This is a genomic window from Nocardioides dilutus, from assembly GCF_054779555.1.
On sequence record NZ_BAAGYA010000001.1, the window covers coordinates 418,994 to 445,470 of the forward strand.

A 26,477-nucleotide genomic window follows, 5' to 3' on the forward strand; every position below is an offset into this window, starting at 1 on the left:
GCAGGCGCCCTCCGGTAACGTTCCCCCTCGCGTCCCCACCCTGTGACGGACGCGGCGGGCCTATAGCTCAGACGGTTAGAGCGCTTCCCTGATAAGGAAGAGGTCACAGGTTCAAGTCCTGTTAGGCCCACTCGACGATCTCTCCACGGTCACGTCACCACGCTGACCGGTGGCGTCTCCCTCTCGGTGACCTCCTCGCGCCAGGCGCCGTGCCGGCGGGTCCGCTCCGCGACGTACAGGTAAAGGCACAGCCCGAAGGTGCAGCTGGTGAAGAGCGTGGCCACGAAGAACAGCCACGGCTTGCCCAAGCCGCGTCGGTAGCCGTCGACGATGGTGAAGAGGGGCAGGATGACCACGTTGATCCAGATGTAGTCCTCGCCGGCGGACGCCGCGGCGGGGTTGTCGAAGATCTTGACGATGAAATCCTGCCAGCTGCCCGGCCCCCAGAGCGCGTTGCCACCGCTCTCGGGCCGGTAGTCCTGGACGAACTGGATGTTGAAGTAGTAGCCCAGCGCCACCGACAGCACGCCGGCGACGAGGTACGCCGACTCGAGCCACGACAACGCCGGGCCACCGGCGACCCGCCGCGCGGCCAGCGGGTTGGCGCGCAGGACGAGCCAGATGGCGACGAAGCCCAGGACCAGGTGTGCGTAGATGGCGATCACCCGGCGAGTCTCGACACCGTGGGAGAGTTTTGTCAACAGTGACATAACTCGACGGCATCCGGTCGAGTACGGTTTCGCCATGGCTCGTGAGGCGCAGACGGTCCGCAGCACCCGGACCCGGGCTGCGCTGCGCCGGGCGGCGCTGTCGCGCTTCGTCAGCCAGGGTGTCGAGGCGACGTCGGTCGAGGAGATCGCCTCGGACGCCGGCGTCACAGTGCGCACGTTCTACCGCCACTTCGCGACCAAGCACGACCTGCTGTTCGCCGACTACGACGCGGGGCTGCACTGGTTCCGCGCGGCGCTGGCTGCCCGGCCCGACGGGGAGCCGGTGATCGAGGCGGTGCAGGCCGCGATCTTCGCGTTCCCCCAGGACATCGACGCGATCTCGCAGATGACCCAGATGGCCGCGTTGCGCGTGGAACACCTCGACCACGAGCGGATCGTCGGCCACCTGCGCCGGGTCGAGGCCGACTTCGCGCAGGCGATCACCGACCATCTCGTCCGGCGTGAGGCACCCGCGAACATCGACGAGCACCTGGCCGTGGCGGTGACCGCGCGGACCCTGGCCGCCGCGACGTTCGCGGCGATGGAGACCTGGATGGTCCACGGCGAGCGCACCATGGCCGAGCTCTCACGGCTGTGCAACCTCGCCCTCGACCACCTGGCGGTCCGAGCCTCGGTCTAGTTCCGTCTCGGGTTTCGTCACTATTGACGAAACAGCCCCGGCGCTGGGAACCTGCCGCTCATGACCCAGGGCACCCCGCAGTACGACGCGATCGTCATCGGCGCCGGCCACAACGGCCTGACCTCGGCCTTGGTGCTGCAGCGCGCCGGTCTTCGGGTGCTCCTGCTGGAGTCCAAGCGCTACACCGGCGGCATGGCCTCCAACGTCGAGCTCTTCGACGGCTACACCTTCGAGATCGCCGGGTCGGTGCAGATCAGCACCTCCGCGGAGGTGAGCCTCGAGCTCGGTCTGGACACGCTGCCGACCGTCGATCTCGAGGTCATGTCCGTCTCGCTGCTCGGCAACGGCGACGAGCCGCTGATCTACTACACCGACCCCATGCGGCTCTTCGAGCACCTCGTCGGCGTGCACGGCGAGGAGGTCGTCAACGCGATGGCGATGCTGGCCGCATGGAGCACCGCGCCGGCCAAGGCACTCGGCCGCTTCGAGGCCCGCACCCTCCCACGCACGGTCGACGACATGTATGCCTGCGCCACCAACGCCTTCGAGCGGCAGAGCATCGACGACCTGGTCTACGGGTCGGTCACCGACGTGCTCGACCGGTTCATCCCCGACAAGGACAAGCACGGTGCGCTGCGGGGCATGCTGTCGTTCCTGGCGATCAACACCGTCTACCGCGGCCCGGCGACGCCCGGCACCGCGGCGTCGCTGGCCTACGGCTTCGCGATGCCCTCGGCCGAGGCGCAGCTGGTCTCCAAGATCAAGGGCGGCATCGGGGTGCTCTCCGAGCACCTGCTCAGCCAGTTCGAGGCGGCCGGCGGCGAGCTGCGGCTGAACGCCGCAGTGAGCCAGATCCTGGCCGCCGACGGCCGGGTCACCGGCGTACGGCTTGAAGACGACGAGGAGATCGCCGCACCGGTGGTCATCTCGTCGCTCGCCCCCGACCTCACGGTCCTCGACCTGGTGCAGCCCGGGGCGCTGCCGGAGGAGAGCCTCGCGCCGTACCGCGGGATCGACCACCGCGGCAGCTATGTGCAGATGCACTTCGCCCTCGACGGCATGCCGACCTTCGCGGCGCCCTACGAGATGCTCAACGACCCGGTCAACCAGGGGAGCATCGGCCTCTTCGCGACTCCCGAGGAGCTCCAGCGCCAATGGGAGGACTGCCGCAACGGCGTGGTGCCGGCCAACCCGGCCGTGGCCCTGCAGTTCCCGAGCGTCCACGACCCCGAGCTGGCGCCGCCCGGCAAGGTGGCGGCGTCGGCGTTCTCGTTGTGGTTCCCGGTGGAGGCCGACCCCGAGCGCTACGGCGCCCTCAAGGTGGAGATGGGTCAGCGGGTGATCGAGCGGGTCAACGCGATCGCACCCGACTTCGAGTCGCGGATCATCCGGCACACGACCTTCACCCCCAAGCACATGGGCACCATGTTCGGCGCCCCCGGCGGCGACTACTGCCACGGCCTGATGCACGCCGACCAGATGGGCCACAACCGGCCAGGCCCACGCGGCTACGTCCACGACCCGCTCCCGCTCACCGGGCTCTACCTCGGCGGCTGTGGCTGCCACGGCGGGCCGGGCATCACCTTCGTGCCGGGCTACAACGCCGCGCACGCGGCGCTGGCCGAGCGCTGACCTCCAGCGAATCGGCCCGGCCCGGCTCCCGTTGCTACGCTCCAAGCGTGAAGAAGCTGCTCCTCCTGGCCATCGCTGCCGCCGGCGCCGTGGTCGCGAAGAAGAAGATCGACGAGAGCAAGGCCGAGCAGGCCCTGTGGGCCGAGGCGACGGACGCGGTCAAGCGCAGCTGACCTCCCCGCAGCAGCAACGGGGCCTTGGCGCAACTGGTAGCGCACCTGCTTTGCAAGCAGGGGGTTACGGGTTCGAGTCCCGTAGGCTCCACCACAAGAAACCGCAGGTCAGCCTGCGGTTTCTTTGGTTCATTGGCGTCCGCAACGGGGGCAGGTCTGGACTCATGGGGGACTGGAGGGGGAAGGAGCTGAATCCTCGGCCGCCGTACGGCCTCTGAGCGCCTTAGGCAAGATGGGCCCCGCCACCGTTCGAGCCCGTAAGGACCTTCGTGAGTACTCTTGGCAGCTTCATCTGGTCGATTGCCGATCAGTTGCGCGGGCCCTACCGCCCCAACCAGTACGGCAACGTGATCCTGCCGCTCACCATCCTGCGCCGGCTGGACTGCATCCTCGAGCCGGACCGCGACGTCGTGCGCCAGTTGGCGGCGAAGTTCGACAACCCCAACCGTCTCAAGGTCGAGGTCAAGAAGGCCACCGACCGGACCTTCTACAACACCTCGAACTACTCCTTCGCCAACCTCCTGGCCGACGCCGACGGACTCGCCGACAACCTCGTCGACTACATCGACCGGTTCTCCCCAGACGTCGACGTGTTCGAGTACTTCGACTTCAAGAAGGAGATCCTGGCCTTGGAGAAGGCGGGGCTCCTGCGCGAGGTCATCACGTCCTTCAAGGCGGTCGACCTGCACCCGGACGTCGTGTCGAACGCCGACATGGGTGACGCCTTCGAGTACATCATCCGGAAGTTCAACGAGGCCGCGAACGAGACCTCGGGTGACCACTACACGCCGCGTGACGCGATCAGGCTGCTGGTCGATCTGCTCTTCGCCGAGGACGACCCTCGCCTCGCCGAGGCCGGCATCGTCCGCTCGCTCTACGACCCGACTGCTGGCACCGGCGGCATGCTCGCGCTGGCAGAAGAGCATCTGGTCGGGACCAAGGAGAAGCCCGGGCTGAACCCAGAAGCGCAACTGAACCTCTACGGTCAGGAGTACAACCCGCAGTCGTACGCGATCTGCAAGTCGGACCTGCTGGCCAGAGGCCATGACCCGAGCAGGATCGCGTTCGGCAACACGCTTACAGACGACGCGTTCAAAGGCCGCAGGTTCGACTTCTGCATGTCGAACCCACCCTATGGCGTGGACTGGAAGCAGTACGCCAAAGCGGTCAAGGCCGAGCAGGAGCAGGCCGGACCCTACGGGCGATTCGCGCCTGGCCTGCCGGCGACCTCGGACGGGCAGATGCTCTTCTTGCTCCACCTCGCTCACAAGATGCAAGCTCGCGAGGACGGCGGCGGCAGGGTCGGCATCGTCATGAACGGCTCGCCGCTATTCAACGGCGCCGCCGAATCCGGGCCCTCCAACATCCGCAGGCACTTGCTGGAGAACGACCTGGTCGAGGCGATCGTGGCGCTGCCGACCAACATGTTCTTCAACACCGGCATCGCCACCTACATCTGGATCCTCGACAACGCAAAGCACCCCGACCGCAAGGGAAAGGTCCAGTTGATCGACGGCACGTCGTACTGGACCAAGACCCGGAAGAATCTCGGCTCCAAGAATCGCGAGATCAGCGACGACAACCGCGCCGAGGTGGTCAAGCTGTACGCCGGCTTCACCGATGCAGACCCCGACTTCTCCAAGGTGCTGCGCAACGACGAGTTCGGCTACTGGACCATCACCGTCGAGCGCCCGCTCCTCGATGAGGACGGCAAGCCGACCGTTGACCGGAAGGGCAATCCGAAGCCGGACTCGAAGAAGCGTGACACCGAGAACGTCCCCTTCACGTACGGCGGTTCGACTGTCGGCGCTGCAGGCAAGGTCGAGGTCATCAACGCCTACGTCGACGCCGAGGTGAAGCCGCACGTCCCCGACGCTTGGATCGACTGGGCAAGGACCAAGACCGGCTACGAGATCCCCTTCACCCGACACTTCTACAAGTACGTTCCACCCCGCCCCCTTGCCGAGATCGACGCCGACCTGGAGAAGCAGGTCGCCAAGATCCTCGACCTGCTCCGAGAGGTGGAGCGGTGATCCCACTGCCTGCTGTTCCTGAGATGTGGGAACGCGGCAACATTCGTCTCTTCGCGCAGATGAAGAGCGGCCACACGCCGAGCCGGTCGATGCCCGAGTACTGGGAGAACACCGACATCCCTTGGTTCACCCTCGCGGACGTCTGGCAACTGCGGGACGGTCGGCAGACCTACCTTGGCGAAACAGCCAACACGATCAACGAGCTCGGGCTCGCGAACTCTGCGGCTGAATTACTGCCTGCGGGAACCGTGGTGCTTTCGCGGACCGCCTCGGTCGGCTTCTCAGGGATCATGCCGCACCCAATGGCAACCAGTCAGGATTTCTGGAACTGGATCTGCGGTCCGAAGCTGCTCCCCGAGTACCTGAACTACCAGTTCAAGTCGATGGGGCCGGTGTTCAAGTCGCTCAACATGGGGTCGACCCATCAGACGATCTACCAGAAGGATGCGGCCTCGTTGCAGATCGTCGTGCCGCCGCTGGAGGAGCAACGCGCCATCGCCCACTACCTCGACCGCGAGACCGCCCGCATCGACAGGCTCATCCTAGAGCAGCAGCGCCTGATCGAAATGCTCCGCGAGAGGCGTCAGGACCTGATCCGCGCTGCAGTTCTCGGCGATGAGAACCCATTCGCCCCGTCTGCGGCGGCTGCGTTCACCGCGATCGGCCATCACTTCTCGGTGACGCTGGGAAAGATGCTCGACGCGGGCAAGGTGGTCCGCTCAGACGATCAATTGCTCCCCTACATCCGAGCAGGGAACATCCAGGATTCCGGGCTGAGGCTCGGCGATGTGAACGAGATGCCGTACTCAGCGGCGGAGGCAGCCAATCTCAATCTGCTCGCTGGTGACCTGTTGGTGGTCGAGGGCGGCGCCGTCGGGACGAACGTCCTGATCCGGGAGGACATGCCCGGGTGGTCCTTCCAGAAGACGGTCAACCGACTCCGGCCGCTTGACGATTGGTCCTCGGCCTGGCTGGGCTACGTCCTGCGCACATACCGGGACATTGGCGTGATTGACATCGTTTGCAACAAGTCGACCATCGCGCACCTGACGGCCGAGAAATTGCGTGCCATGCGTGTGCCATCGGCTCCTCCGGCCGAGCAGCTGCGCGTCGTTGCGCTGCTTGATCAGGAGACCGCGAGGATCGACGAGTTGATCGCAGAGGCGGAGCGCTTCGTCGAACTGTCGCGCGAGCGGCGGGCAGCGCTAATCACGGCAGCCGTGACTGGGCAGATCGACGTACGTGAGGTGGCGTGATGGCTGACCACAACGAGGTCGTCTTCGAGACTGAGATCTGCGCGCACCTCGAGACCCGCGGGTGGCTGTGCTCGGCGAACGACGCCGGCTACGACCGAGAGCGCGCACTGTTTCCCAAGGACTTGTTCGCTTGGCTGGAGGAGACACAGCCGGCGTCGTACCAGAAGGCGCAAAAGGCGGCGGGCTCCGAGGCGAAGTTCCTCGACGTCCTCGTCGCAGCACTCGACAAGCCGCTGGAGCACGGCGGTGGCACGCTGAACATCCTGCGCAACGGGGTGCAGTACATCGGCGGTGGCCGGCTGAAGACGGCGCAGTTCCGTCCCGAGACGACGCTCAACGCCACGACAAACGCCGAGTACGCGGCGATGCGGGTCCGGGTGATGCGGCAGGTTCACTTCTCGACCGCCGACCGGCGCAGCATCGACCTGGTCTTCTTCATCAATGGCATCCCGGTCGCCACGGTCGAGCTGAAGACCGACTTCACCCAGTCGCTCGACGAGGCGATCAACCAGTACAAGAAGGCTCGCAACCCGATTACGAACGGGCGGCCCGAACCGTTGCTGTCGTTCGGCCACCGAGCATTAGTCCATTTCGCTGTCTCCAACGATCTCGCCGCCATGACCACCAAGCTGGAGGGCGAGAAGACCCACTTCCTGCCGTTCAACACCGGCTACGACTCAGGTGCAGGCAACCCGCCGGGTGCCGACGGGATGTCCTCGACGTCGTACCTGTGGGAGCGGGTCTGGGAGAAGCACGCCTGGCTCACCATCATCGGCCGACTGATGATCGTGGAGACCAAGGAGGAGTGGGACGTCGTCACCGGCACCTCGGTGCGGCGCACGTCCATGCTGTTTCCGCGATTCCATCAGTGGGAGGCCGTGACCAACATCGAGGCGGCGGTGACCGAGGAGGGTGTGGGGCAGCGGTACCTGATCGAACACTCGGCAGGATCCGGCAAGACCAACACCATCGCCTGGACCGCGCACCGCCTGGCCCGCCTCCACGTCAAGAACCAGAAGGTCTTCGACTCGGTCATCGTGGTCGTCGACCGTACTGTCCTCGACGGCCAACTCCAGGACGCGATCCGGCAGATTGATGGGTCAGGGAAGATCGTGGCCACCATCAGCCCCGAGGACGTCCGCAAGGCTGGAGCCAAGTCGAAGTCGAACCTGCTGGCAGCCGCGTTGACGAACGGCGAACTGATCATCGCGGTCACGGTGCAGACGTTCCCGGCGGTGATCAAATGGGCCAGGGAAGACCTGACCCTGAAGGGCAAACGATTCGCCGTGATCGCGGATGAGGCCCACTCCTCGCAGTCAGGGCAGATTTCCTCGAAGCTCAAGCAGGTCCTGACCGCTGAGGAGCTCAAGGACATTGAGGAGGGTGGCGAGGTCGACGTGGAGTCGATCCTGGCTGCGGAGATGACCGAGCGCGCAGAGTCGGAGAACATCTCGTACCTCGCGTTCACCGCCACCCCGAAGAACAAGACCCTGGAGCTGTTCGGGCGCAAGGGCGCCGACGGCAAGCCGGTCGAGTTCCATCTGTACTCGATGAAACAGGCCATCGAGGAGGGCTACATCCTCGACGTGCTCAAGGGCTACCAGTCCTACGACACCGCACTGAAGATCGCCGGGAACGCCAACGCCGACGGGGAGGTCGAGGAGGGCGCCGCCCGCAAGGGACTCATGCGGTGGGTCCGGCTGCACCCGACGAACATCAGCCAGAAGGTCCAGATCATCATCGAGCACTTCCACACCAACGTCGCCCATCTCCTGGAGGGCAAGGCGAAGGCCATGGTCGTGACCGACTCCCGCCGGGCCGCGGTGAAGTACAAGACGGCGATCGACGCGTACATCGAAAGGCGAGCCGCCGAGGATGTGTCGTACAACTATCGGACGCTGGTCGCCTTCTCGGGCTCGGTGTCGATGCCCGAGGACGAGGAGTGGGCCGTCGAGTGGGGGGCGGCGCCGTCGAACGACGACGAGTTCACCGAGGCGAACATGAACCCGGGCGCAGGAGCCGACCTCGCGGCCGCCTTCAAGGGCGATACCTACAGGCTCATGACGGTCGCCAACAAGTTCCAGACCGGTTTCGACCAGCCGCTGCTATCGGCGATGTACGTCGACAAGCGGCTTGCGGGAGTGACCGCCGTACAGACGCTCTCGCGCCTCAACCGCACGCATCGGACGGCCGGCGGCGAGCAAAAGCGCAAGACGTTCGTCATCGACTTCCAGAACAAGCCCGAGGACATCCGGGCGTCCTTCGAGCCGTACTTCAAGAACGCCACTCTGGAGACAGAGACCGACCCCTACGTCGTCGTTCACCTCGCCACCAAGCTCGCACAGGCCGGCATCTACGGCGAGGAGGACGTCCGCAAGGTCGCAGAGCTGTGGGTAACCCGCAAGGGAAACAACGCGCTGTCGGCGGCGATCAGCCCAGCCCAGCACGCCTTCGCCCGCCGCTACGCCGCCGCGATCGAAGCCGACGACAAGGTCACACTCAACACCCTCGACCTGTTCCGCAAGGACGTCTCCACCTACGTCCGGCTCTACGACTTCATGAGCCAGATCGTCGACTACGGCGACCCGTACATGGAGATGCTCTCCATCTTCCTGCGCCTGCTCGAGAAGGTCATCGCCGAGTCCGCCTGGGCAGCGGAAGTCGACCTCTCCGACGTCGTCCTCATCGGGGTCAAGCACAACAAGGGCATCGCGGTCGACATTTCCCTGACCGGCGACGGTGAGCTGAAGGGCATCAGCGCCGCCGGCACCGGCGCCAGAAAGGAACCGAAGTACGTCGCGCTCCAGGTCGTCATCGACAGGATGAACGACCTGTTCGGTGCGGAGTCGTTCGCGGAGTCCCAGATCCGCGAGTTCGTGCAGGGCCTCGTCCAACGATTGTTGGCCTACCCCGACCTGGTGAAGCAGACCAAGGTGAACTCGAAGAAGCAGTTCATGGAGTCGCAGGACTTCCAGGCCGCCGTCACCGAGGCGGTCGTCGAGAACCAGGAGGCCCACAACACGATGGCCGACTACTTCTTCAGTGACGGCCCAGGCGTCAACGGGGTGATCATCGCGCTTGCCGATGCGTTCTACGAGGCCGCGATCGACGAGCAGGCAAGCTTGTGACTCGAACCTTCAGCACCCCTGGCGCCGTCTGAGGTGACTCGGCGTCAACCAGTTAGAGCAGAGCGCGGAAGACCTTCGCGAGGCTGTCGGCAGTTTCGACCATCCAGCGTTGCAGGTCGGGGCGCGAGGTCGGATCGCGGAAGTCGCCAGGAATGGAGGCGATGGCGCGGCAAGCTTTCTTTCCGGGCAGTTCTTGCCAGTCAAGCCGAAGGCCGAGTTCGCCCTCGATGTCCCCGCGCTCCGAATAGAGCGAGTGAAAGAGCGCCTCGTCGTCGGGGATGTAGAGCTCGACGCCGACGCGCTTCTTGACTGAGTTCACAGTCAGGGACAGATGGGCGCGCGAGCTGCCGATCCCGATGTCGTACCAGTGCTGCCGTGACGCTCGGCGCCACGAGTCGATGTGCTCAGCGGTTGCCTCTCCTAGCGCGCGCAGCTCGGTGTAGAAGGCCTCTTGATCGAGACCAATGCCCGCTCCGCCGGTGCCACCCTCGCGCCACGGCGCGGTTTCGTCATCGATGTCGAGGCCAGCCGCTGCGGCGAGATCCTGAGCTGTCAGGAAGTCCTCAGGAGCTGCCCGTCCGGCCTCATCGAAGCGGACGCCCTCAGCAGTCAGCACGTCTCGTGGGTCGTCGTTGCGCGTGGGATCGGACCATCGGAACCCCGGGGAAACGGTCCCAGCGGCCTGCAGGACCCTCCAGGCGTTCGGCAGGTCGTACCGGACCAGGACAGCCGCAAGTGGCTGGGGGTAGGTGCCCGCAACGATCGCGACCTCACCGTAGGAAGTCCAGCGTCCTGCGGGGATTGCTCCGAGCACCTCGGCGACGGTCGCACGCAGGGCCGAGGTTTCCTCTGATGCGGCGTCATTCACGACGCTCTCGTCGGGGCCGGGCCACAGGGCGATGACCCGCTCGGCGAGGAGGGAGCTGCGCTCGGCGATCTCGGCGGCACCCCAGGATCCGTGCCCTGCGATCTCTTGGTTCATCAGCAGGCCGCTGGTCGCGAGTTTCGCTCGCTTATCGGTGAACGGATGATTGCTGAGCTCGCTGTTGTAACCCGTGAGCGTCAGGTTGCCGAGAGTGTGGACCAATCGTTCGTGCTCGTAGGTGACATCAGCACCCTCCGCCAGACCAGCCGCGAACTGCTCTCGGACCTCGTCACTCAGCGTCTGCGGAAGTACGTGCTCGATCGTGAGGCTCGAGGGGTCGACTACCTCCTTGGAGCCGAGGGCCTCTTCTAGCCATTGCAGGATGAGCTTCTTCTGCAGGCCACGCCCCTGCCAGTAAAACGGCACCGTCTGAATTGCCTGACGGACCTGTGCGTCCGTTGCGAAGTGCTTGCGCCCCGTTGACAGGAACCGTCGCAGCGCAACGTCGACCTCAGATTCGTCTGCGACCGCCCGGACAGCCTGCAGGAGCGTGCGGTTGAGATTCGCCGTCGCGCGGCCGATCAGGATCCGCCGTACGAAGTAGGACTCGAGGTAGGTGAGCACGTTGAGGACCTGCGCCGTCGTAATCAAACCGCGAGCCCGTCGATCGAGGATCTGAATGACCAACGGCATAGACGTCGTTGAGCCCCAGGCGCGGAGCCGCATGAGCCGATGACGAACCTCGGGATCGGGCTCTTGGGCAGGATCGAGCACGACGGCGAGGACGTCGCCGAGGGTGGCTATCCGTCGTACCTCGGTCTCGACCTCGTCGACGCCGAGAGCGGCGAGACGCCTCTGCTGCCCTGCGTAGATCTCGGTCTGCTTGGCCCGCTCGTCGTCTTTGACCAAGTCGAGCCAGAAGAGCAACTCGAGATCCTTCGAGGAGAGCTTCTTCTCCAAGGGAAGCCACACGGTGTTGTAGATCGGCTCAGCGCGATCGTGCAACCTCATGAACAGGTAGTTCTTGAGTAGGTCGGCCTGAGTGAGCGGTTTGCCGGTGTAGTTCAGTGACTCGAAGATCCGGTAGGCGTTGTCGCTGGCCTCCGCGGTGACGGCCACCACAGCCAGCCCGCGGAGGACGGCGTCCTCCAACTCGACGAGGTCGTTGGGATCATCGGGGTCGTCGTACTCGGCGATCCGGGACAAGAAGTAGCGGTAGGCGTCTCCGATGGCATCCTCACTGCCGGCGTGCGGCGTTCCGCCGATGACCGCAAGGAACGACGTCCGGTCGGCCTGCGTCGGCAACAGCTTCGACGGCGCGTCGCGCTCGTAGACGTTGATCAAGTACTGAGCGTCGTACGACTGACGAGCGCCAGCCTCGCCTGTCGCCACGAGATGGTCACGGAGCGCGGCGATCAGCAAAGAGAGCGTGGTGAGCCGCTGCTGTCCGTCGACCACGAGGTACCGCTGCATCCGAGCGGCCGCATTGTCGGGGCTCTCGGCGAGTACGACAGACCCGATGAAGTGGGTAGCTGCGTTGTCGGTGCGCCGGGTCTCTACGAGCTCAAGAATGTCATCCCACAAGCGATCGCGGTCCTTCTTGTCCCACGCGTAGACCCGTTGGTAGAGCGGAACTTGGTATTGCTTCTTCCCCTCCAGAAGCGTCTCGAGATACGTCTCCTGCGCCTTGACCACCGCCCCAACCTAGCCGGATTGAATCGGCGCGCCGCCGGTTTCGCGGCGCTCGCGGCCCTTGGGCCTCAGTCATTCCGACGCAGCACCTCGACGACCTCCGGCGCGGGTCGGGCCGCTCCGGCCGAGAACGCTGAAGAATCACCGCATGAGGGCCGCGCTGGTAGTCGATGTCGATGGCGTGATCTCACCCGTGCACGGTGCAACCGCGTGGGGGGCCGACGTTGCGGGCGGGCCCGGACTGGGCTACCTACCGGTTTCGCCGGCCCTGAACACTCGGCTCGATGCGCTCGCCGAGCGGGCCGACGTCACGGCCGCCTGGCTCACGAGCTGGGACGCGGAGATGCGCCATGGCATGCGCTTCCCGGGTGCCAGCTGGACCACGGTCGCCCATCACTTCGCCGACTCGGGTCCGCCGGTCTACGACGAGGACGCCGCCCTTCTCCGGGCAGGCGAACAGTGGCGCGATTGCCGCTGGTGGAAGTGGTGGGCGCTGGAGAACTGGTTGACGGAGCACCCCGAGATCGACGCTGTCGTGTGGTGCGACGACGACCTCGGCCGCGCCTTCTTCGACTTCACCGGTGCCGCAGATGTCGAAGAAGGGTGGGCACTGACGCGTGGCATGTTCGCGTCGGTCGAACTCGAACGGCGAGGCGTTAGGGCACTCCTTCTCGCTCCTGCTACCGCCACCGGGCTCACCCCGAGCGCCCTCGAACTGATCGAGAACTTCCTCCGAGACGTGTCCGCCCAGTCGCCCGTGCGGATGCCGACCGACCTCCAGTTCCCATCGTCGATCGGACACCCTGGCGGACATCACCGGGCGCCAATCGCGCCGCTGCGCACGGTGCGAGCCGGCCGCCTGGTACCTGCGCCACGCCCCGTTCGTTGTCGACTGCACAAGCTGCGGCCGCACCTACTACGGCCCGTACGACGTCACCGACGACGTCCCACCTCCTCCGCCATCAGCGTCCCGCTCTGACGATCGTTGACGGACTCTGACGAGCCCGAAAACCCTCGCCCTGCAAGGCCATTCGAAGCCTCGAAACCGAGCGGCACGCATGCTACGAAGGTCCGTAGCAGGTCCGTCCCCCCGGGGACGGGCCAGCGTCAGTTCAGGGGTCTTTGACGAGACGTGACGGGCGGTGGCGAGCACATCATGCACGGCGGCGTGAAGTTCTACAGCGGCTCCGCGGCCGCCGCGCGCGCCTACGTCGAGGCCGACCACTCACGTGCGGACGACTACTACCTCGCAGAGGGCAGCGGCGTCGCCGAGCGATACGAGGTGACGTTGCGGAACGTCGGTTCTGCAACGGACTGCAAGGTCGACCGCGCGGGCGCCATGGACGGAGCGACCTACGAGCGCTGGGTCACCGGCTATGACGTAGACACCGGCAGCGCGAAGGGGCAGATCAGTAAAGCCGACAATGCGCTGCGCATGGTCGAGGTCGTCGTCAACGGTCCGAAGAGCTGGTCGCTCGCGGCATCGCTGCACCCGGAGATCGCCGCTGCGTACGACGCCGCTCAGGAACGCGGAGCAGGCGAGATCATCGCCTGGCTGGCCGAGCACTCTACGACCAGAGCCGGGCCGCGCGACCGCCAGGTGCAGGTGCCGGTCGAGCGGGGATTCGAGGCGGCGGTGATCCGCCATTACACGTCGCGTGCCGGCGACCCACACCGCCACCTCCACCTCCAGATCAACGCGAAGGTGTTCGCGGAGGGGAAGTGGCGCGCGCTCCACTCGGTCGGCACCCGTGACAGCATCGAGGCGATTAACGGCATTGGTCACGCCGCCGTCATCTGCGACCCCGAGTTCCGTGCAGCTCTGGCCGCCCGGGGGTACACGCTCGACGAAGCTGGCGAGGTCGAGCAGCTCGCGCCGTATGCCGGACAGTTCAGCCAGCGCGCTTCGCAGATCACCCGCAACGTCCACCGATACGAGGCCGAATGGCGAGCGGACCATCCCGCACAGGAACCGGGGCCGAAGCTGCGACGTTCATGGGACCGACGGGCGTGGGCGGACGCGCGACCCGACAAGGTCGTCCCCGCCAGCGGTGCCGAGCTTGTGGCGCGTTGGAACGACGAGCTGCTGGATCTTGGCTTCCGGCAGCCGACCCAGTCGAGACAGCTCGCCCCCATGGCAGTCGGCCGGCTCCGACGAGACGTTGCCGTCGATCTGATCCTCACGCGCCTGGGATCGAAGCGCTCCGCGTGGAACGCAGCCGACATCCGAGGAGAAGCGGAGAGGTTGATCGCGTCCGTCGGGATCGTCGCTGATCGAGCCGTCCGCGTAGAGCTCGCCGAGGACCTCACCGCCCGTGCTCTGCGCGAGTGCCGAACACTGCGCGAACGCGCCGACGTACCCGACCACATCCGGAACCTCACCTCCGATCGAGTCCTCGCCATCGAGGCCGAGCTGATCGACAGCCTCGCCACGCGTTCAATGGGACCGGTCGAGCACGCCGCCCGCGTCCACGGGACCGACCACCTCGACATCGCCCAGCGGAAGGTCGTCGCCGCCCTGGCCGGCGAAGCGGGTCTGCTCGTCATCGAAGGGGCCGCTGGCACCGGCAAGACCACGACACTCGCCACCGCGCGCGACGTACTCGACGCCCATGACCGACGACTCGTCGTCGTCACCCCCACCCTCAAGGCCGCGCAGACAGCCCGGCAACAGGTCGGCACCGACGCGTTCTCGGCGGCGTGGCTCATCCACCAGCACGGGTTCCGGTGGGACGAGGACGGACACTGGTCGCAGATCGACGCCAGTCCCGACGCCCGCGCACGGCTGCTGCCCGGCGACGTACTCCTGGTCGACGAGGCCGGCATGCTCGATCAGGACGCCGCCCGCGCGTTGTTCGCGATCGCCGACCGAGCTCACGCGACTGTCGCGCTGCTCGGCGACCGTCACCAGCTGCCCGCTGTCGGCCGTGGTGGGGTACTCGACCTCGCCGCGCGGTGGGTGCGGCCCGAGGCGCACCTCGAGCTCGAGTCCGTGCACCGCTTCGCCGACCCGGCGTACGCCGACCTCAGCCTGCTCATGCGCGGAGGCGAGCGTCCCGGTGAGGTCTTCGACGCACTTGCTGCGCGCGACCAGGTCGTCGTCCACGCCAGCGAGGTCGAGCGCGCCGACGCACTCGCCGACATCGGCGCAACCGGTGAGGAACTGATCATCGCCGACACCCGCGAGCAGGTCGCATCCACCAACGCAGCCATCCGCGACCGCCGCCATGACACTGGTGAGCGAGATGGTGAGCCCGTCACCCGCCTTGGTGAGCGGATCGGCCTCGGTGATCGCGTCGCAACGCGCCGCAACGACCGCGACCTCGGCGTCGCCAACCGCGACGTCTGGACAGTTGCCGGCATCGGAGACGACGGAAGCCTCATCGTCACCGGCCGCGCCGGCCAACGCGAGCTGCCAGCCGACTACGTCAACCGACACGTCGAGCTCGCCTTCGCCTCGACCGCGTACGGCGCCCAGGGAGAGACCGTCGACTCCGCCCACTTCATCGTCGGCGAGGCCACAGGCGCAGCAGCGGCGTACGTCGCCATGACCCGCGGCCGCCATCGCAACGTCGCTCACCTAGTCGCCGACTCGGTCGGCGACGCGCGCCAGCAATGGATCGAGGTCTTCAGCCGCGACCGCGCGGACCTCGGGCCCGGCCACGCCGCGACCCGCGTCGACGAGGACGTCGAGCGGTACGGCGCACAGGCGCCGAGTCGCTCGGTATCGCTTCAGGCCGCGGCACTGGCCGAGCGTCGGCGGCGACCGGAGGAGCTGCAGCCGATCGGTTCTCGTCCGGTCGGGCCCGGAATCGGTCGCTGACAATTCTCGTCGGATGTGATCGCTCGGAGGGCGATCCGGGACGTAGGTGACTGAGAGAAGCCAACGGCTGCCGTCCGATCCGCTGCAGCGGCCGTTGCTTCTCCGGGCATGAGCGCAACCCGGCGCTCCAATGACCAAGGAGTCACGATGACGATCGCACCGATCAGCGTCCCCGACGACTGGGACGACAACGGCATCCTCCTATTCGAGGAGTTCTGCGCCTTCATCCGCACGCCGCAGCGCACCGTCCGGGACTGGCGCCGCCTCAAGCGCGGGCCGCGCTGGTGGCGCTTCAACGGCAACGGCCGTCTCTACACGACCGTCGCCGAGCTGCGCCGCTTCCTCAAGGCGGGTGAGTGAGATGGCCGCGACCACCGGGCCGGCCGACGAGCGGCCCCGGTGGCTGAGCATCACCGGAGCCGCGCTCTGGGTGAGCCTGTCCGCCAGGACCATCCGCCGCAAGATCGCCGCCGGCGAGCTCCGCGCCTACCGCTGCGGCAAGACGATCCGCATCAAAACCGACGACCTGGAGGCGATGATGCGTCCCGTGCCGTCCGCGAAAGACTGGTGATCTGCGACCAGATCATTGTGCCCCCGATGCAGAGCACAATGGCGGCGATGTGGCTCAAGTCGAGTTCTCCGATCGCTATCAAGAAGCGCGCGCCGAACCCAAAGCCGAGGGCTCACTGGCATGGGTGAGAAGCGGTGGCAAGCGCACATAGGGCTGCGCAGCGCCCGCAGCCGATAGGGGCGGCGCGCGGTGGACGAGGCTGTGCCGAAAACCTCTAGTTCTTGCTTCGTCGTGGGAAGATCGGTTGCCAGCTGGACGAGTCGCCGCCGGCCCATAGCGCGGCGACCGACACAGTCGGCGTGTTGAACATAGACGTAAAGAGCAGGGCCTTTTGGCCGTAGCCAAGTGCCTTCTCAGATCGCCACTCCTCCGTGCGAGCTTCCCCGTGGTGATTCTCCAAAGCTCTCATGCCCGCGTCGTGAAGGAAGTTTCTGAACGGTTCGAAGTCAGGATCGCTACCGAGAACGGAGTAGAGCGTTGGAAGGCTCTCCTCGGGAATGTGGACATGAATGGCCCCATCGAGTTCTTCTTCGGCGAGGAACTGTTCGAGCGCAGGCTTTCCTTCGTTCAAGCCCGCGACATAGACGAACCCTAGCTTGTGAGCCCTCAGGGCTTGCTGCTCCGCTTCCTGCAACTCCTCCCGCTCTTCGTGAAGTTCCTCGGTGCGCTCGAGACCGAGCCAAGCCTGGATGATGTCTTTGGTCTGGCTCCCTCGGCCTATGAAGTCGTCGATAAAGACGATCGGCCGACTGTCAGCCAGCGCAACAGACAGATCGCGAGTTGTCATTCCGTGCACAGCCCCCGCGTCGAGCGCGAGGTTGGCAAATATTGCCGATGAGTCCTTCATGGAGCCCAGGGTGCACAGGTTCGCACCTTCGAACTCCGGACTCGCGGCTAAGAACGCGTTCAACGCCGAGTTAATATCGTCACGACTGATCTGCTGCGTCGCCGTGAGCATCTTGAGGGCGAGTTCAATGAGTTGCTCGTTCTCGTCATCGAACTGCTTCAGATAGTTGCGCAGACGAGCGCGAGTCTGTTCCCGCTTCTGCAGGCGCACCTGATTGTCACCCGACACCGGACCTGCATACCCATCGAGTTTACTAACAGCGTTGTCGAGCCGCTCGGAGAAGCCAGCGTGGCTGAACGCCTTAGGGTCGGGGCGAAGGTCAGCCGGCAGGTCGGCGTAGAAGCCGGCCCCGACGAGCGCTCGGCGGATATCATCGAGTTCTGTTTCTTGCTGCTTCGCGTAGGGCAGCATCGACCGAGGAAGATGGATACCGTGCGTGGCCCGAACCTCCGCCTCTGCGGCTAGAAAGACATACGGGGCTATTTCCGCCGGACAGAACACGTGCCCTAAGTCCTGGGTCGCAATGAAGGCGTCCGACCATCCGGTGATCTCTGGGGCGTCGTCGTTGAAGCTGGTTAGTGTGCCGTCTTCGTCCACTAGGAGAGCGTGGTCCGTGTCGGTGCCGAGAGTCTTCGGCGCCGGTTTGGGGGGGCTTAGTTGGACGTACGCCTCCAAGGCGGGCTCAAAATGTGCGAATTGCTCAGCGAGTCCGAGTGTCTCGATTATCTGCCGTAGTCTTCCTACAATCGCGCTCTTGATCCTTGCGCGACTACGCGGTTTCGGGAGCGCTTGCAGGAAGAGCTGCAGTCCTTCCGAGTGCTGCTCATCGTCTTTGAAGACGTCGTTGGTCATCGTTCCGGCTATAGCAAATCCGCGGACGAAGAGTTGCCGAGCCCTCAGTCGTGCGGCTAGGTCGGCGATCGTTTGAACGCGATCGCGCTCATCTTCCTCCATTTCATCGGCCGAACGATTCACAAATCGACAGACGGACTCCTCGGTGAGGTCAAGTAGTTGTTCGTCGCTCAGTTGAAGAGGCAGTAGACCCGGACGACCGGATGTGAGGACGGCGAGCTGTTGAATGATCTCGAAGACCATGGACTCGGCCGCCCGGACCTTGTGGTGCCTATACACCTTGTCGAACATCAGGACGCGCGCCAACGTCAGTTCCATGAGGGTGCTGCCGCCGGATCGCGCCAATCCCGTAATGATGTAGCCGAGCCTATTTTCAGGAAGACGTGTCTGAAGTGGCTCCGGCAAATCGGCGGACATTGCCCTCGTGGCGCGGACCTTCTGAATGAGCCGCGTGATATCGGAAACGATTGGGACGCCGCACATCCGCGCGTCGCGAGCGAGATAGTCCAATTTGTCAGCGTCAAAGGGTCCGCTGATCATCTCGTGCGCTAGCGGCACCTCGTCGTCGATCCTTTGCTTAATGACCAACTTCTGCATCCTGGACGCTTGTTCCGCATCTGGAGGCATCGAGAGTTGGGCACGAATCCCAGCGAGAAACTCGCGAAAAGCGGGCGACCCTAAGAGGAAATAAGCGGCCATTTCCGACAGCTGGCTCTCATGGGAGATTCCAGCGTGTTCGGAGAATGCAGAAATGATGTGCTTGCACTCGGCATTGCCGTCGAGAGCGTACTCAGATACGTGAGACATCGCTCCATGGCCGATGTCGTGGCATAGCGCAGCGAGACGGAGCGTCTCACGGAGCGAATCCTTAATAACCGGACCAGGACCGGACGCGACCAACCCTCTGGTGTTGAGGCTCTCGACAAGACTCTGGACCTGGTGAACTACCCCGACACTGTGTTCGAGTCTCGTGTGCGTGGCCGCCATATAGACCAGGTGCACGACTCCAAGTTGGCGGATTCTTCGCAGGCGCTGAAGTAAGGGGGAGTCCAAGATCGTCACCTCTAGCGGCTCGAGGCGAATGGTCCCCCAAATTGGGTCGTTGAATTCCTTCGGTCCGCGCACGACGCGGCCATCCGCTACCCGTTCTATGTACGGACGCAAGAGATCCTCGGCGAGTGCCTCGAGAGCAACCCGATGGGCGTCGAGTTGCTCATCGCTAGCGGCAGAGGACGGGGGCGTAGGCACGGTGAAAGGTTAAGGGCCGCCGCCGATGTCGCGCACTTCATCGATGACATCCTCTATCGAGGCATCTAGGTGGTCCATCAACGAGACAAAGGTGAACAGTTCCGGTGACGTCGTCGCGCCGGACTCAATCTTGCGCACAGTTTCAGTCGAGACGTCTGCGAGGCGGGCCAACCGCTCCCGGCTTAGTCCCGCTTGCTCGCGCAGCGTCCGGAGGTGCGACCCCAGTCGGCGGGCACGCGCGACTCGCGCAGGCGTGCTGACCGGACGGGGCATGGCCAATAACTATACTGGTAAGGTAATTGGTGTAGACAGCGATCGAACACCTGTTCGATACTTGGTCGTCGGCGATGTCGGTTCTGCTGGACCGTTCAGGCAAGATCGTCGTGACCTACCGGGCCGAACCCGTGACGCGGGCGAAAACTTAGGAGAGAGTGGCAGCCGTGACGGATGACTTGGAGGAGATGACGGCCGATGACTTCATCCTGGGTCTCTTCGCAGAGTTGACGCGCCGCGACGTTCCAACCGTCTCCATGCGTGAAGAGCATTTCTACGACGCCGTGGAAGCTGGCTTCAAGCGGTTGACGGAGCTTGCCGCCGAAGAGCCGGATTTGGTGGACGTGTCGTTCAGAGTGAAGCTCGATCCGTTGTATGGGGACAGTGCTGTGGTTCGCAATGCTGTGAACGCTGTCGTGCAGCGGACCTTCTTGAGCCTCGACAACCCTGAGTTCGTTACGATCCGTTCGAAGCTCACCGGCCGCCAAGCAGAGCGAATCATCACGCACCTGCCCGGCAAGCCCGAGTGGTACTCGGAGGTTGCGGACGCGTTCGAACGGGCGCGAGGGCGCGTGTCCGTCTAGCGTCAGGCCCCCGGGCTTCTCGCACCGCAACTTCATGATGACCCTCCTCGGGCGAGGACAGCCACAACGCTGACGTTCGGGTCCTCATCAACGGCAAGCTCTAGAAGTACACGCATCGGTAGGTGCCTCGCTGGGCACCGCCCTCGGTGACGCCTGCATCGGGTTTCTTACGACAGTGCGCCGCGGCGACGATCTCAAACCTCCACGGGATCGTTCGGTGTCCGGTATTGACCGGACACCGAACACCGTCCATTTAATGGGTCAATGGACGTCGAGGCAGTGGTGCATGACGCCTTCGCTCATCTTGGAGTGGAGTTGAGTGTTCCTGTTGCCGCAGGTGCCGCACCCGCTGATCTCACGATCGAGTTGGACGGAACAGTGATCCCAGTCCAACTGAAGCGGCGATCACTTGGATGCGAAAGCAGCTGAGCGACTGCTCGTTGAATCCGGCGGGGCTGGTGGCCTGTTGCTGGTCGTCGGTGACCGCGTTACCGACGATGCGCGCCGCCAACTCCTCGCGGCCAGGGCAGGCTACTTGGATCTCCGTGGGCGCTTGGGCTTGCGGGCCAGCGGCATCGTGGTCAAAGCAGATGTGCCCGACGATCAAACATGAGCGCGATCGACAGGATGCTCTCTCAGGCAGCGCCGGTCTTGAGGTCGCTGCGCACCTATTGCTGTGGCCGAGCGAGCCCGTCACCGGACGTGCTCATGCGCGGGACCTCGACCGATCACCGAGCACGGTGTCTGAGGTGCTCGGCGCCCTTCGTAGCGACGGGCTCATCGATAGCTCCAACGCCATTGTGGACACTGCGACTCTTCTGGCGCCTGTCGGAGAAGTGGCATCGTCTGCAGCTCGTCGTGGTTGAGTCCTACTTGGAGCGGGCCTTCATCCATGCCGCATACGTCTCGCCGATCTTCTCGGCAAGAAGGCGGTCGCGGTCGAGGGTGGCGTGCTGGTAGATCGCCATCGCAGCCTGTGAGGCGTGGCCGGCACGGGCCTGAAGCTCGGCACCGGTGGCGCCATGCTGGCCGGCGATCGTGAGCGCTGTATGGCGGAGGTGGTGGATCGTGAGGTCGGGCCGACCCGCCTTCTCCCGGGCCGGGCGGTAGCGGTCCATCAGGTAGCGGACGCTCATGTGGTCGGTGCGGTCGCCGGGGAAGAGCAGGCCGTTCGAACCCTCGGCGGTGTGCTCGAGCAGGTGTTGCTGCAGCATCGGCAGGAACGGCGGGGGGACGTGGACGGTCCGAACTCCCTTCTTGGTCTTCGGTGAGCTGATGTGGCGCCCGCACTCGGGGCAGGCACCGCGGACCGCCGGGTTGGCGTCCTTGTCGACCTTTCGCATCACATTGATGCGGCCGGTGACCCCGTCGACGTCGGAGCGGCGCAGCTCCAACAGTTCGCCCTCCCGGAGTCCGACGAAGGCGGCAAGCAGGATGAGCAGCTTCAGTCGATCCGGCATCTCGTCGACGATCACCGAGATCTCATCGAAGGTCGCCGGGATGACCACATGCTTGACCGGAGCGCTGCTGGCGCCGCGAATCTTGGGCGGTGCTCGGTCGATCAGCTCCTCCTCTTCGGCCGCTTGGAGGATCGAGCGCAGCAGCCGGTAAGCCGCCGCGTTGGAGGACGCCGTCTTCGGATCGAGCGAGCGTCGCCACGCCTTGATCTCCGACAGGGTCACGTCGCGCAGTGGCATCGCACCGAAGTACGGCAGGATCCGCGTCGCGAGGAGTGCCTCGTAGCCCCGCACGGTCGTCGGCCGCAGGCCGCGCTCAGCGACGTACCGCTCGGCGAACTTTTGGAGCGTGTTCATCGCCTGCTCTCGCTCGCGGCGCGCCTCGGCGACCTTGCGGGACCTGGGCGGCGTCCACTCGTCGCGGTCGATGAGCGACCGCTCGTAGGCGAGCCAGGCCTCGGCGTCCATCTTGGTCCGGAAGTTGCGCGAGTGACGGGTGCCGTCGGGCATCGCGTACCGCGCTCGATAGGACGACCCAGTCGGCCCGGTACGTCGCTCGAGCTCGCCGAACCCTCGTCGTCGTGCCATGGCCGAGACCTCCCGAGTGCGTCGCCTGCTAAGACGGTAACAGCCAACCCCCTGCTCTAGTAGCACAACCATGGGGTGACTAGGGGGAAGGAAAGTCCGAACCAGACCAACAATGTCCGCATTTGACCTGCACAGTCACGCTCAAATCGCTGATTGCGAGGTCCTCAAAGTCGGTTTGCAAGCAGGGGGTTAGGGGTTCGAGTCCCCTAGGCTCCACAACGTCGCGGCAGCAAGCCGTGGTCACCTGTCCCGGCGGTGCGCCGCCGCTCAGAACTTGTAGCCGAGGTCGCGAAGCAGGGCCTTGCGGGAGTGCTCGTCATCCGGGCTCTCCACTCCCAACGGTGGCTCGCCGTCGACGACACCGACGATGCCGCGGCCCTGCTGGGTGACGGCGACCAGCACTTGGACGGCGTTGGCCGTCGCACAGTAGACGTGACAGACCTCCGGGACCGCCTTCAGCTGGTTGAGGACGTTCACGGGGAAGCCCTCGCGCAGGAAGACCACGAACGAATGACCAGCGCCGACGGCCAGCGAGCTCTGGACCGCAAGCGCGACAAGAGCGGCATCGTTGCCGGCCCGCCGGACCAGCCGGGGGCCCGACGCCTCGCAGAAGGAGATTCCGAAGCGAAGGTGCGGCGAGCTGCCGATCATCGTCTCATAGACGTCCTCCACCGTCTTGATGAAGTGAGCTTGTCCCAGGATGAGATTGACACCCTCGGGCATGTCGATGGGGACGACGTCGATGGTGAGCTCGTTCATCGTCTGACTCCTTGGTCGAAAGCCCGTTTGGAGCGCTTGGGCCCGGGCGGTCCCGTTCAGGTGCCGCCAGAGAACCGACCGACGGGTCTCACATCTCCGGAGAGAGCTCTTCGGCCGTTCCGAGCAGACGCTCCTCCACCTTCGGGACGTCGCGCTGATGCTGAGGGGATATCTCGACAGGGCACTTGCCCTCGCGAATGAGCATGCGAGCCAGCGAGCCGAGGTACATCCCTAGTGGCGCCCCGTGTCCGCGCCGACCGACGACGATCAGGTCCGCGTGCTCGGTGGCCTTCAGGAGGGCGAGGCCGGCGAACTCGTGCTGGAGGTCGACCTCGACATCCACCTCCGGGTAGACCTCGCGGAACGGGACCAGGGTCCTGTCCATCTCTTCGGCCGCCGCCGTCGTCCAGTCCTCGAACATCGTCGCGGCGTGCCCGACGCCTTCGTAGACGATCGGCAGCCTCCACGCGTGCAGAGCCACGAGGCTCGCCCCACGCCGGCGGGCCTCCCGGAACCCGAGGTCCAGCGCGTCGTGCGAGGCGTCGGACCCATCGACACCCACGACGACGCGTCCCACCTCGCTGCCGTCGCCCCAGTTCTCGGGGACCGAGATCACCGGGCAGTGAGCGCGGGCGGCGACCCCCGTCGTGGTCGAGCTCATCAGCACTCGGCCGGGGAGCGATCGGGAACGATGGCCCAGCACGAGCACCGAGGCCTGCGCGCCTACGTCGACGAGCGTCGCGACCCGGCCGCCGACCTCGAGCGTCTTGGTGATCTCGATCGCGGGATCGATGTCGAGCGCGAGGCGCTCGGCGTCGTCGACGATGCGACGGCTCACGTCGGTGAAATGGTCCATCCCGAGCTGTGGGAACCGGCCTCCCATGGGAGCGGTAACCGGCACCACGTGCACCAGGAGCACCCCGACATCGCGACGACGGGCCTCTGCCAGGGCGAAGCGCACTCCCTGGTCACTCTGTTCGCTGCCGTCGACGCCTGCGACAACAGGCAGGTTTGTCTCCTTGACCATGGTGTTGCCTCCGATCTGGTTGCTTCCAGCCAACCGTCGGAAGGACCGTTCGAGCAGTGCCGCGAGTCAGCGCGAGCGAGGACGTTCGGCCCTTGGTCCTCCACGTGGAGGAAGAACGTCGACCTCGGGACCCCTCCGAGCAGGCAGAGCGAGCAGGCAGAGCGAAGCAGGCAGAGCGAGGGAGTGTCCATGGTCCCCCGCGCGAGAGCCGTTGGGCCGTGTCGACCCGGGCCTGGACGCGCGATCCTCACCGTATGAGCAGGTCGTTGGATCCTGTCGAGATCCGGGGTGCGGTCGTCGTCGCGGCCGACGGGTCCGACCACGCCGACCGGGCGGTCCGATGGGCGGCCGACCAGGCGTCGTTGGAGCACCGCCGGCTGGCGGTCGTGTCGACGGGCGACAAGGCAGGAACTCTGGTTGATGACGCCGTTGCTGCAGCGCGGCTCGTGCATCCTGACCTCTCCGTGGGGGGATCGGCCGTTCCCGGGGACCCTCGCCAGGTGCTGATCGACGCCTCGGCGCACGCACACATGCTGGTCGTCGGGTCGCGGGGTCGTGGGCCAGTGCGGAGCATGCTGCTCGGATCGGTCAGTGCCACGGTCAGCGCCCAGGCAGCCTGTCCGGTGGTCGTCTGCCGCCCCGCGAACGCCGGCGACACCCAAGCAGGGGTGGTGGTGGGCGCCGACGGAACGCCCGAGTCGTTGCCGGTGATCGAGTTCGCGTACCGCCAGGCATCCCTGCGACACCTGCCACTGACGGTCCTGCACTCCTTCTGGGATGCTGCGGCCGCGGTAGCCCAGTACCACGAGGCTCGAGGCGAGAAGGCCGACTGGCCCGAGCTGGAGGATCTGCGCGCCTCGCTCTCCGAGTCGGTGGCCGGTCTCGCCGAGGAGTACCCCGATGTGCCCGTCACCCTCACGCTCAGGCACGGCTTCGCCGATGAAGCGCTCAGCCCGCGCCACGGCGGATGGGCCATGATCGTCGTGGGGCGCCATCCCATGACGTCGCTCGAGCGACTTCTCACCGGCTCCATCGCGACGTCGGTCATCGAACGCGCCCACGCCACCGTGGCGGTGGTCCCCCAAGAGTCCCGCTCGTCGTGACCGGGCGCACATGCGGGAGGGAAGATGGTCACCACTGTCGAGAGGCCACCCGTCCGCAACAGCCGGAGCGCGACACCGTGGAAGCGCGCGCCGACGGTGGGGGTCGAGGAGGAGTTCACGCTCCTGGATCCGTTGACAGGGGCGGTCGTTCCGCGTGCGGCCGAGGTGATTCGCGACTGCCGCGACTCGGCCGGCGTGGTCGCGGAGTCGATGACCTTCATGGTCGAGACCCGCACACCGGTGTGCCGTTCTCTCCCGGAGGTTCACCACGCGCTTCGGGCGGGGCGTCTCCGGGTCGCGGAGGTGGCGCATCGGCACGGTGCTGTGGTCGTGCCGTCCGGGCTCGCTCCTTTCGGCCTGCCCAGCCCGCCGGCGGTGACGAACCGCCCTCGCTACCTCGAGCTCGCGAGACGCTTCCCGTTCGCGATGAGCACCAACGGGATCTGCGGGTGCCATGTGCACGTCGCGGTGCCAACCAGACAGCTGGGGGTCGAGGTGCTGCTGCGGCTCCGACGGTGGTTGCCGGCTCTCATCGCGCTCACTGCCAACTCCCCCATCTGGCAGGGCCGTGATGCTGGGTGGGCGAGCCAGCGTTTGGCGTTCGCGTTCCGCTGGCCGACGGCTGTGCCAGCGCCACCGGTGTCGTCGGTCGAGGAGTATGACGATCTGCTCGACAGGGCGATCTCGTGCGGCGACGCGCTGGACGCCCGCAGCGTCTACTTCCTGGCGCGCCTCTCGCCGCGGTATCCGACAGTCGAGATGCGTGTGGCCGACGTCAGCCTGACCGTCGACGAAGCCCTGTGTTATGCCGGTCTCGTCCGGGCCCTGGTCACCGTGGCGGTCGACGACGCCCATCGTGGCAAACCCGTCGCGTTCGTCCCGCAGGCGGAGCTTCGCGAGTCGTGCCGATCCGCCGCCCAGGTAGGCCTCGGGGGCACCCTGACCGATCCGCAGACCGGGGCGCGGGTCGAGGCGTGGCGACTCGTCGACAGGCTGGTCGCTCAGGTCCGTCCGCAGCTGCGGGCCAACGGCGACGAGGCCCTGGTCGTCTCGACACTCACGCGGCTCCGTGTCTTGGGGGGAGGCGCCGAGAGGCAGCGACGGCTCTTCCGTGCAGCGCCCTCACCGGCGGCGTTCGTCGAGGCCCTTGCGCAGACAACGGTCGCCGACCTTGGCACGTGACCATCGGCCGTCGTCGGTCGCTCCCGCCCGTGGG

At 65.7% G+C, this 26,477-nt stretch carries 20 protein-coding genes and 2 tRNA genes; 15 read left to right on the top strand and 7 right to left on the bottom strand.

All coding sequences use genetic code 11. The annotated features are described in order from the left end of the window. Positions 1-56: 56 nt before the first annotated feature. A tRNA-Ile gene (locus ACYVC6_RS01990) sits at positions 57-130 on the top strand. Positions 131-149: 19 nt separating this feature from the next. Here the strand turns inward: ACYVC6_RS01990 and ACYVC6_RS01995 are convergent. After that, complete coding sequence (locus tag ACYVC6_RS01995; protein WP_460710428.1) at positions 150-665, bottom strand: DUF2834 domain-containing protein; 516 nt, start codon at positions 663-665, stop codon at positions 150-152. A 79-nt stretch (positions 666-744) separates the two neighbouring features. Here ACYVC6_RS01995 and ACYVC6_RS02000 point away from each other — a divergent pair, with 79 nt between their 5' ends. The 7 genes from ACYVC6_RS02000 (at position 745) to ACYVC6_RS02030 (ending at position 9,572) form a co-directional block, all read left to right on the top strand. Continuing rightward, positions 745-1,350: a TetR/AcrR family transcriptional regulator gene (locus ACYVC6_RS02000; protein ID WP_460710431.1), complete on the top strand. Its 606-nt coding sequence runs from the start codon at positions 745-747 to the stop codon at positions 1,348-1,350. 60 nt (positions 1,351-1,410) lie between these two features. Further along, positions 1,411-2,982, top strand: a complete 1,572-nt coding sequence (locus ACYVC6_RS02005) for a phytoene desaturase family protein (RefSeq protein WP_460710433.1) — start codon at positions 1,411-1,413, stop codon at positions 2,980-2,982. A gap of 47 nt (positions 2,983-3,029) precedes the next feature. Continuing rightward, on the top strand, positions 3,030-3,155 hold the full coding sequence (locus ACYVC6_RS02010; RefSeq protein ID WP_460710435.1) for a DLW-39 family protein: 126 nt from the start codon (positions 3,030-3,032) through the stop codon (positions 3,153-3,155). Between the two features lie 18 nt (positions 3,156-3,173). Then, positions 3,174-3,249, top strand: a tRNA-Ala gene (locus ACYVC6_RS02015). A gap of 175 nt (positions 3,250-3,424) precedes the next feature. Beyond that, positions 3,425-5,188, top strand: a complete 1,764-nt coding sequence (locus ACYVC6_RS02020; protein WP_460710437.1) for an N-6 DNA methylase — start codon at positions 3,425-3,427, stop codon at positions 5,186-5,188. Continuing rightward, positions 5,185-6,444 carry a restriction endonuclease subunit S gene (locus ACYVC6_RS02025; RefSeq protein ID WP_460710439.1) on the top strand — a complete coding sequence of 420 codons (1,260 nt, stop codon included), beginning with the start codon at positions 5,185-5,187 and terminating at the stop codon, positions 6,442-6,444. The genes ACYVC6_RS02020 and ACYVC6_RS02025 overlap by 4 nt, the downstream gene beginning before the upstream one ends. Continuing rightward, positions 6,444-9,572: a type I restriction endonuclease subunit R gene (locus ACYVC6_RS02030; protein WP_460710442.1), complete on the top strand. Its 3,129-nt coding sequence runs from the start codon at positions 6,444-6,446 to the stop codon at positions 9,570-9,572. Before ACYVC6_RS02025 ends, ACYVC6_RS02030 begins: the two co-directional genes overlap by 1 nt. 52 nt (positions 9,573-9,624) lie before the next feature. Here ACYVC6_RS02030 and ACYVC6_RS02035 read toward each other — a convergent pair whose 3' ends face one another. Then, positions 9,625-12,132: a DUF4268 domain-containing protein gene (locus ACYVC6_RS02035; RefSeq protein ID WP_460710444.1), complete on the bottom strand. Its 2,508-nt coding sequence runs from the start codon at positions 12,130-12,132 to the stop codon at positions 9,625-9,627. A gap of 145 nt (positions 12,133-12,277) precedes the next feature. Between ACYVC6_RS02035 and ACYVC6_RS02040 the strand changes: the two genes are divergently transcribed. The 4 genes from ACYVC6_RS02040 (at position 12,278) to ACYVC6_RS02055 (ending at position 16,523) form a co-directional block, all read left to right on the top strand. Beyond that, positions 12,278-13,108, top strand: a complete 831-nt coding sequence (locus ACYVC6_RS02040) for an HAD domain-containing protein (RefSeq protein WP_460710446.1) — start codon at positions 12,278-12,280, stop codon at positions 13,106-13,108. A gap of 153 nt (positions 13,109-13,261) precedes the next feature. Continuing rightward, positions 13,262-15,952 (top strand): MobF family relaxase, encoded by a 2,691-nt coding sequence (gene mobF, locus ACYVC6_RS02045; protein ID WP_460710448.1) that lies wholly within the window; start codon positions 13,262-13,264, stop codon positions 15,950-15,952. A 147-nt stretch (positions 15,953-16,099) separates the two neighbouring features. Continuing rightward, the gene (locus ACYVC6_RS02050; RefSeq protein ID WP_460710450.1) at positions 16,100-16,312 is read left to right on the top strand and encodes a PLC family EF-hand domain-containing protein; all 213 of its coding nucleotides are present in this window, start codon (positions 16,100-16,102) and stop codon (positions 16,310-16,312) included. A gap of 1 nt (position 16,313) precedes the next feature. Beyond that, complete coding sequence (locus tag ACYVC6_RS02055; RefSeq protein ID WP_460710452.1) at positions 16,314-16,523, top strand: excisionase family DNA-binding protein; 210 nt, start codon at positions 16,314-16,316, stop codon at positions 16,521-16,523. A gap of 214 nt (positions 16,524-16,737) precedes the next feature. Here the strand turns inward: ACYVC6_RS02055 and ACYVC6_RS02060 are convergent, their stop codons facing one another. After that, positions 16,738-19,224 (bottom strand): phosphoribosyltransferase-like protein, encoded by a 2,487-nt coding sequence (locus ACYVC6_RS02060; RefSeq protein ID WP_460710454.1) that lies wholly within the window; start codon positions 19,222-19,224, stop codon positions 16,738-16,740. A gap of 255 nt (positions 19,225-19,479) precedes the next feature. Next, entirely contained in the window at positions 19,480-19,743 is a 264-nt protein-coding gene (locus tag ACYVC6_RS02065) for a helix-turn-helix transcriptional regulator (protein ID WP_460710456.1), read from the bottom strand. 167 nt (positions 19,744-19,910) lie between these two features. Between ACYVC6_RS02065 and ACYVC6_RS02070 the strand changes: the two genes are divergently transcribed. Next, positions 19,911-20,327: a hypothetical protein gene (locus ACYVC6_RS02070; RefSeq protein WP_460710458.1), complete on the top strand. Its 417-nt coding sequence runs from the start codon at positions 19,911-19,913 to the stop codon at positions 20,325-20,327. Positions 20,328-21,196: 869 nt separating this feature from the next. Here ACYVC6_RS02070 and ACYVC6_RS02075 read toward each other — a convergent pair. From ACYVC6_RS02075 to ACYVC6_RS02085, 3 genes are all read right to left on the bottom strand, one after another. Beyond that, the gene (locus tag ACYVC6_RS02075) at positions 21,197-22,372 is read right to left on the bottom strand and encodes a tyrosine-type recombinase/integrase (RefSeq protein ID WP_460710460.1); all 1,176 of its coding nucleotides are present in this window, start codon (positions 22,370-22,372) and stop codon (positions 21,197-21,199) included. A gap of 267 nt (positions 22,373-22,639) precedes the next feature. Next, positions 22,640-23,131: an adenosine-specific kinase gene (locus tag ACYVC6_RS02080; RefSeq protein WP_460710462.1), complete on the bottom strand. Its 492-nt coding sequence runs from the start codon at positions 23,129-23,131 to the stop codon at positions 22,640-22,642. Positions 23,132-23,219: 88 nt separating this feature from the next. Continuing rightward, complete coding sequence (locus tag ACYVC6_RS02085; protein ID WP_460710464.1) at positions 23,220-24,158, bottom strand: universal stress protein; 939 nt, start codon at positions 24,156-24,158, stop codon at positions 23,220-23,222. A 254-nt stretch (positions 24,159-24,412) separates the two neighbouring features. Between ACYVC6_RS02085 and ACYVC6_RS02090 the strand changes: the two genes are divergently transcribed. Next, positions 24,413-25,261 carry a universal stress protein gene (locus tag ACYVC6_RS02090; RefSeq protein ID WP_460710467.1) on the top strand — a complete coding sequence of 283 codons (849 nt, stop codon included), beginning with the start codon at positions 24,413-24,415 and terminating at the stop codon, positions 25,259-25,261. 24 nt (positions 25,262-25,285) lie between these two features. After that, positions 25,286-26,443 carry a carboxylate-amine ligase gene (locus tag ACYVC6_RS02095; protein WP_460710469.1) on the top strand — a complete coding sequence of 386 codons (1,158 nt, stop codon included), beginning with the start codon at positions 25,286-25,288 and terminating at the stop codon, positions 26,441-26,443. Positions 26,444-26,477: the final 34 nt, after the last annotated feature.

Bases quoted from the DNA above. Each gene is read 5' to 3' on its own strand.
- ACYVC6_RS02000 (WP_460710431.1), top strand. From the start codon at position 745: ATGGCTCGTGAGGCGCAGACGGTCCGCAGCACCCGGACCCGGGCTGCG.
- ACYVC6_RS02005 (WP_460710433.1), top strand. From the start codon at position 1,411: ATGACCCAGGGCACCCCGCAGTACGACGCGATCGTCATCGGCGCCGGC.
- ACYVC6_RS02030 (WP_460710442.1), top strand. From the start codon at position 6,444: ATGGCTGACCACAACGAGGTCGTCTTCGAGACTGAGATCTGCGCGCAC.
- ACYVC6_RS02040 (WP_460710446.1), top strand. From the start codon at position 12,278: ATGAGGGCCGCGCTGGTAGTCGATGTCGATGGCGTGATCTCACCCGTG.
- ACYVC6_RS02050 (WP_460710450.1), top strand. From the start codon at position 16,100: ATGACGATCGCACCGATCAGCGTCCCCGACGACTGGGACGACAACGGC.
- ACYVC6_RS02055 (WP_460710452.1), top strand. From the start codon at position 16,314: ATGGCCGCGACCACCGGGCCGGCCGACGAGCGGCCCCGGTGGCTGAGC.
- ACYVC6_RS02065 (WP_460710456.1), bottom strand. From the start codon at position 19,743: ATGCCCCGTCCGGTCAGCACGCCTGCGCGAGTCGCGCGTGCCCGCCGA.
- ACYVC6_RS02075 (WP_460710460.1), bottom strand. From the start codon at position 22,372: ATGGCACGACGACGAGGGTTCGGCGAGCTCGAGCGACGTACCGGGCCG.
- ACYVC6_RS02080 (WP_460710462.1), bottom strand. From the start codon at position 23,131: ATGAACGAGCTCACCATCGACGTCGTCCCCATCGACATGCCCGAGGGT.
- ACYVC6_RS02085 (WP_460710464.1), bottom strand. From the start codon at position 24,158: ATGGTCAAGGAGACAAACCTGCCTGTTGTCGCAGGCGTCGACGGCAGC.
- ACYVC6_RS02090 (WP_460710467.1), top strand. From the start codon at position 24,413: ATGAGCAGGTCGTTGGATCCTGTCGAGATCCGGGGTGCGGTCGTCGTC.
- ACYVC6_RS02095 (WP_460710469.1), top strand. From the start codon at position 25,286: ATGGTCACCACTGTCGAGAGGCCACCCGTCCGCAACAGCCGGAGCGCG.